Annotated in this window: 5 protein-coding genes; 3 read left to right on the top strand and 2 right to left on the bottom strand. The window is 72.2% G+C overall.

Annotated features, from left to right (window positions below):
- Positions 1-139: 139 nt before the first annotated feature.
- Positions 140-1525 carry a polysialyltransferase family glycosyltransferase gene (locus EES42_RS04755; RefSeq protein WP_124716807.1) on the bottom strand — a complete coding sequence of 462 codons (1386 nt, stop codon included), beginning with the start codon at positions 1523-1525 and terminating at the stop codon, positions 140-142.
- A complete protein-coding gene (locus EES42_RS04750) occupies positions 1522-2511 on the bottom strand; it encodes a glycosyltransferase family 2 protein (protein WP_124716806.1) in 990 nt (329 codons plus the stop codon). The genes EES42_RS04755 and EES42_RS04750 overlap by 4 nt, the downstream gene beginning before the upstream one ends.
- A 209-nt stretch (positions 2512-2720) precedes the next feature.
- On the opposite strand from EES42_RS04750, the gene EES42_RS04745 reads away from it, so the two are divergent.
- From EES42_RS04745 to EES42_RS04735, 3 genes are read left to right on the top strand one after another with little or no spacing between them, the layout of a single operon-like run.
- Complete coding sequence (locus EES42_RS04745) at positions 2721-4070, top strand: DUF6716 putative glycosyltransferase (RefSeq protein WP_124716805.1); 1350 nt, start codon at positions 2721-2723, stop codon at positions 4068-4070.
- Between the two features lie 20 nt (positions 4071-4090).
- The gene (locus EES42_RS04740) at positions 4091-5323 is read left to right on the top strand and encodes an acylneuraminate cytidylyltransferase (RefSeq protein ID WP_124716804.1); all 1233 of its coding nucleotides are present in this window, start codon (positions 4091-4093) and stop codon (positions 5321-5323) included.
- A gap of 44 nt (positions 5324-5367) precedes the next feature.
- Complete coding sequence (locus EES42_RS04735; RefSeq protein WP_124716803.1) at positions 5368-6303, top strand: N-acetylneuraminate synthase family protein; 936 nt, start codon at positions 5368-5370, stop codon at positions 6301-6303.
- Positions 6304-6309 lie beyond the last annotated feature (6 nt).

Here is a 6309-nt window from a genome sequence, read left to right as displayed (position 1 = left end):
CCGGGTCCGGCGCCCCGCCCCCGCCTGTACGACAGCGGGGCGGGGCGCCCGTTCCGGCACCCCGCCCCCGTTCGCACGACAGTGGGGCGGGGCGCCCGGCCCGGCACCCCGCCCCACTCCGTCGCCCCGCTCCCGGCGCCTACTGCCGCACCACCCGGCGCCGCACCGACCGCGCCACCCGGCGCACCACCGCGTTGCGCGGCAGGAACGCCAGCTGGGCCGGCACCGCGCCCGGCAGCGCCAGCGAGGTCAGCCGCTTCCGCTTGAAGTACCGCCAGGTCGTGGTGTCCAGATGGGCGGCCAGATACCGCTCGGCGGCCGGCCGCAGCCCCGGGTAGATCCTCGGCTGCATCGCGAAGCCGACCGCGGTGACCAGCCCGGTCAGATCCGCCGCGTCCACCGCCGCCGTGCCCTCGGCCGTCCCCGCCCGCTCGACGGCCGCCCGGTCCGTGACCTCCGGCAGCAGCGCGTCCACCAGCGTGACCGGGACGCGGTTGCTGTTCTCGTACGGGGCGAGCCGGTCCAGCAGCATCTCGGTGCCGACCCGGGCCACCGGCAGCCCGTAGAACGCCGAAGCGGTGAACAGCGCCGTGGAGAAACAGCCGACCACCAGCGCCGGTCGCATCCGCTGGTAGAGCACCTCGGCCAGGACCGGCGCCGTGAGCACCCCGTCGTCCAGCACCGTCAGCTCCGCGCCCAGTCTCCCGGCCTCCTCGCCCATCGCCCTCGACCACTGCGCCGGGGCCGTGGGATGCGGCTTGAAGACGAGACGGGTGTGGCCGAGCGCGACCGCGCCCCGCATCATCCGCAGATGCAGCTCCTCCTCCTCGGCCGCGCTGATCAGCCCGAGCGCCGAGAGGTACTGGCCCAGCAGCAGCGCGGGCGCCTCCACGGCCGGAATCCCGTCCTGTGCCCCCGGTGCGTCCGCCAGCTCACCGAGCACCTTGAGGAACACCTCGCCCGGCACGATCTGCGGCGCCACCCCGAACTCCGTGAGCAGCAGCGGCTTCAGCCCCGGCACCAGGTCGAGGTGGAGCAGCCGGCGCACCCGGGTGCCGACCAGCGGGTCGATCTTGTTGCGGGTGGGTCCGTAGCTCATCAGCCCGTCCGCGTACACGTCGACCGGGGCCCCGGTGAAGATCTGCGCGACGGCCAGCGCGGGGTTGACCTGGATCGACTCGACGGCCAGCTCGATGTCGTCGTCGCCGAGCCCCCAGGCCAGCCGCAGGTGCCGCTCCCACAGGGGCACGTCGTCGGGGCGCGGCGCCCAGCCGCCCGGGTGGAATGGGGCGATCGTCGTGTTCCACGACACCACGTCGTCGAAACGGGCGCGCAGCGCGTCGAAGCCGGGCATCGCGTCGAGGGCGGCCGTCGTCTCCGGCACGGCCGCGTTGTTCGAGACGAGCAGGATGCGGCGGTCGGCGTCCGCGAAGCAGCCCGCGTCGAGCGCGGCGGCCAGCGTGGCGGTGCCGTAGAGCGTGGAGGCGAGGAAGATCTGCGTGGTGCGGGACGGGGCGGTGCTCACGCTGCCGACACCTCCTTGGTGCCGGCGGCGGCCGGGCGGCGGCGCAGCCTGCGCAGCAGGGTGGCGCGCTGCACGTCCATCGAGTCGAGGGCCTCGTCGAGCACCTGCTGCGGCATTCGTCTGAGTGCGGCGGCACTCATGGACTTCAGGGTGCGGGCCACGGCGGGTTCGAACCTTTCGATCGAGGTCATGTGATGAGAAATGATCGCGCAATAGGTACGGACCGCTTTCGGCAGCAGTACCTGCGCGTCGCGATCTTCCGAGGTTTCCCGAATGACCTGGTCGAACGAGCGAATGAAATCGAGCTGCCGTACGTCACCGATCTGCGTCAGCGAAGAAGCGACCCCGCGCCGGTAGAAAATTCCGAGAAGTCCCAGCACCGCGAAGGAATCGGCCTCGCGGTGCAGTCGCCAGATCCACGGGCGGTCCTCCGCGGTGCGCAGACCGTCCGTGAAATGCAGCAGTCCGCGGTCCAGCAGCCGACGGTGGTACAGCCCCGCCCAGGCGTACGGATAGTCCACCGAGGTGGACCGCTCGGCAGGCAGGATCGCGTCCCGCGGATCCATCACCTCGCCGCGCCTGCCGTGCGGGACGCGGTGCACACTGCGGTTGCGGCCCTCGACCTGGACATGGTCGGTACGGACGAAGTCGCAGCCCAACGCCTCGGTGCGGGAAAGGACTTCGGCGAAGTACCCGGGAGCGAGCCAGTCGTCGCCGTCCAGGAAGGCGAGGTACTCGCCGCGCGCGGCGTCCAGGCCGGTGTTACGGGCGGTGGCCAGTCCGCCGTTCTGCTTGTGTCTGCGTACGACCACCCCCTCAATCTCGTCCTCGGCGCGGCGCAGTATGTCCGCGGTCCCGTCGGTCGAGCAGTCGTCGACGAGGATGAATTCGAAGTCCTCGCGGGCGTTGGCCCGCAGGCTTCTCAAGGTGTCGGGGGCGTATGTCTGCACGTTGTAGAACGGCACGATGACCGAGAGCTTAACCACCCGTCTCACGCTAGGCGGGAGCCCGTCATTTGCCTTGGCGCCGGGAGGGACGGCGGGTGAACGGCGAATGTCGGAATGATGAACCGGGCCGAATCATGGGCGATTGCGTCCCCTTTGTGAAGGCGATTCGCCAAGCGTCGGCGGGCTGTTAACCAGCTGTTGCCGTCACGTTGGGCCGCGAATCGGAATGCCTTCCTAAGTTCTGGGACGTGCCCCCACGTACCGAAAAGACGACCACCCTCCGGGTAGCCGTACTCGCCGACTCCGACACCCGGTGGAAATGGGGCGCGCTCACCGCGCGCCGCCTCACCGCCGGTGCGTCCGGAACGTCGGCGCAGCGCGTCGAGATCAGCGGACTGCTGCTGCGCGGCCGGGCCACCCCGACCCCGCGCCAGCTCGCCGAGGTCGGCGACGTCGGTATCGAGGCCGGCCGGGTCCGCGAGGTGACGGCCGTCGAATTCCTGCACACCGTGCGGGACGAGGGGTACGACGTGATCGTCCTCGCGCTCGTCGGCGGGGCCGTCCAGGCGATGCTGCACGGACTGGCCGCACTACGGCTGCCCGCCAGGCCCGTCGTCGTCACCGGCTATGTCGGCGTCGTCTACGAGAAGCTCGCCGACGGGCTGCTGCTGCGGCACGGCGCGGACATCGTCCTCGCCAACTCCCGCCACGACGCGGAGCGTTTCCGCGCGGTGTACGAGGGAGTGGGCGCCGACGCCTCGGCCGTCACCGAGGCCGCGCTGCCCTTCCTCGGCGGCGAGCCGCACCGCCCGCAGGAGGGCCGCGACACCGTCGTCTTCGCCGCCCAGCCCTCCGTACCGGCCTCCCGCGACGACCGCATGTACCTGCTGCGCAGGCTCGTCGAGCACGCTCGGCTGCACCCGGACCGCGAGGTGCTGCTGAAGCTGCGCTCCAAGCCCGGCGAGCACACCACCCACATCGAGGAACTCCCGTACCAGCGGCTCGCCGAGAAGCTGCCCGGCGGGCTGCCGCCCAACTTCCGCCTGGTGTACGGGCACATGGGCGAGGTCCTGGACCGCACCGACCTGCTGGTCACGGTCTCCTCGACCGCCGCCCTGGAATCCCTGCACCGGCGTATCCCGACCGCGGTCCTCACCGACCTCGGCGTCCGCGAGGCACTGGGCAACCACCACTTCATCGGCTCCGGCCTGCTCACCTCCTGGGACCACCTGGACGGCGGCTTCCGCCCGGAGCCCGACCCGCAGTGGCTGGCCGGCCAGGGCGTCGCCGCCGACGGCACGTACGCCACCGCCTACGACCACGCCCGGGCCCGCGTCGACGCGCTGCTCGCCGCGGCCCGGCTGCCCGACCTCGCCCCGTACTACACACCGGCCACCGCCCCCGGCTACCTCCCCGGCATCCTCGCCCGCCACCACCTCGCCCCCGACGGCCACCCGCTGCCGGGCGCCGAGCGGCCCCGCGAGACCGGGGGAGTGCGCGGCGCGGTCCGCGAGGCGGTCCGGGAAGCGGCGCGCGGCGCGTACCGGCAGGGCGTCCAGCGGGTCGCCCCGGTGATCCGACGGATGGGCGAGCTGTGAACACCACTTCAGGAGCAGAGATGACCCCGACCCCCACCGTGCTCGCCGTGATCCCCGCCCGCGGCGGATCCAAGGGCGTCCCGGCCAAGAACCTCGCCCAGGTCGGCGGCGTACCGCTGATCGCCCGCGCCGTACGCGCCTGCCTGGCGTCCCGCGAGGTCACGGACGTCGTCGTGACGACCGACGACGCGGCCATCGCCGAGGCGGCCCGCGCCGCGGGCGACACCCTCGGCGCCTCCGAGCGGCTGCACATCGTCCAGCGCCCCGCGGCCATCGCCGGCGACAGGTCCAGCAGCGAGGACGCGGTGCTGCACGCCCTGGACGCCTACGAGGCGATGCGCGAGCGGACCGCCGACGTGGTGCTGCTGGTCCAGTGCACCAGCCCCTTCGTGCTGCGGGAGGACATCGACGGCGTCGCCGCCGCGGTCGCCCGCGACGGCGCCGACACGGCCGTCACCGTCGCCCCCTTCCACGGCTTCCTCTGGCGCGACGGCAGCGCCATCGAGGAGGACAACTACGGCGTCAACCACGACAAGTCCGTACGGCAGATGCGCCAGGACCGCCCCGAGGACCTCCTCGAAACCGGCACCGCGTACGCCATGGACGTGGCGGGCTTCCGCACCCACCGCCACCGCTTCTTCGGCCACACCGCCCTGGTGCGCACCGACGCCGCACGCGTCCTGGAGGTCGACGACCCGCACGACCTGGCCCGCGCCCGCGCCCTGGCACCGCTGCTCGACCCCTCGCCGCTGCCCACCCTCGACGACATCGACGCGGTCGTCCTCGACTTCGACGGCACGCAGACCGACGACCGGGTCCTCATCGACGCCGACGGACGCGAGATCGTCGCCGTCCACCGCGGCGACGGACTCGGCATCGCCGCCCTGCGCAAGACCGGACTGCCGCTGCTGATCCTCTCCAGCGAGCAGAACCCGGTCGTCGCCGCCCGCGCCCACAAGCTCCGCATCCCGGTCCTGCACGGCATCGACCGCAAGGACCTGGCGCTCAAGCAGTGGTGCGACGAACAGTCCATCGCTCCCGAACGTGTCCTCTACGTCGGCAACGACGTCAACGACCTGCCGTGCTTCGCACTCGCCGGCTGGCCCGTCGCCGTCGCCAGTGCCCACGACTCGGTACGGGCGGCCGCACGCGCCGTCACGACCACCCCCGGCGGCTTCGGCGCCATCCGCGAGATCGCGGCCTGGCTGCTCGGCCCCACCCTCACGACTCCCACTGCCCAGTCCCCCAAGTAATCCCCGGGTCCCCCAAACCCGCTCCAGCTAAGGAAACACACCTCATGAACGCCTCCCGTCTGCGCACCCTCGGCACCCGCACCGCCGGCCCCGGCAACCCCGTCTACGTCACCGGCGAGATCGGCATCAACCACAACGGCGACCTCGACAACGCCCTCGCCCTGATCGACGTGGCCGCCGAAGCCGGCTGCGACGCCGTCAAGTTCCAGAAGCGCACCCCGGAGATCTGCACCCCGCGCGACCAGTGGGACATCGAGCGCGACACCCCCTGGGGCCGGATGACCTACATCGACTACCGCCACCGCGTCGAGTTCGGCGAGGCCGAGTACCAGGCCATCTCCGAGCACTGCGCCAAGCGCGGCATCGACTGGTTCGCCTCCCCGTGGGACACCGAGGCCGTCGCCTTCCTGGAGAAGTTCGACGTCCCCGCCCACAAGGTCGCCTCCGCCTCGCTCACCGACGACGAGCTGCTGCGCGCGCTGCGCGCCACCGGCCGCACGATCATCCTCTCCACCGGCATGTCGACCCCGCGCCAGATCCGCCACGCGGTCGAGGTCCTCGGCTCGGACAACATCCTGCTCTGCCACGCCACTTCGACCTACCCGGCCAAGGCCGAGGAGCTGAACCTGCGGGTCATCAACACCCTCCAGCAGGAGTACCCCAACGTCCCGATCGGCTACAGCGGCCACGAGACCGGCCTCCAGACCACGCTGGCCGCCGTCGCCCTCGGCGCCGCGTTCGTCGAGCGCCACATCACCCTGGACCGCGCCATGTGGGGCTCCGACCAGGCCGCCTCCGTCGAGCCGCAGGGCCTGACCCGCCTGGTCCGCGACATCCGCATCATCGAGGCCTCGCTCGGCGACGGCGTCAAGAAGGTGTACGAGTCCGAGCTCGGCCCGATGAAGAAGCTCCGCCGGGTCGCGGGCGTCGTCGCCGAGGGCACCGAGGCGGCTCCGGCCGCCGAGCCGGTCGCGGTCTGACGGGCC

This window comes from Streptomyces sp. ADI95-17 (assembly GCF_003846175.1).
GTDB classification, from domain to species: Bacteria; Actinomycetota; Actinomycetes; order Streptomycetales; family Streptomycetaceae; genus Streptomyces; species Streptomyces sanglieri.
Note: the sequence above shows the minus strand (reverse complement) of the source record. Positions and strands in the feature narration are given on the sequence as shown.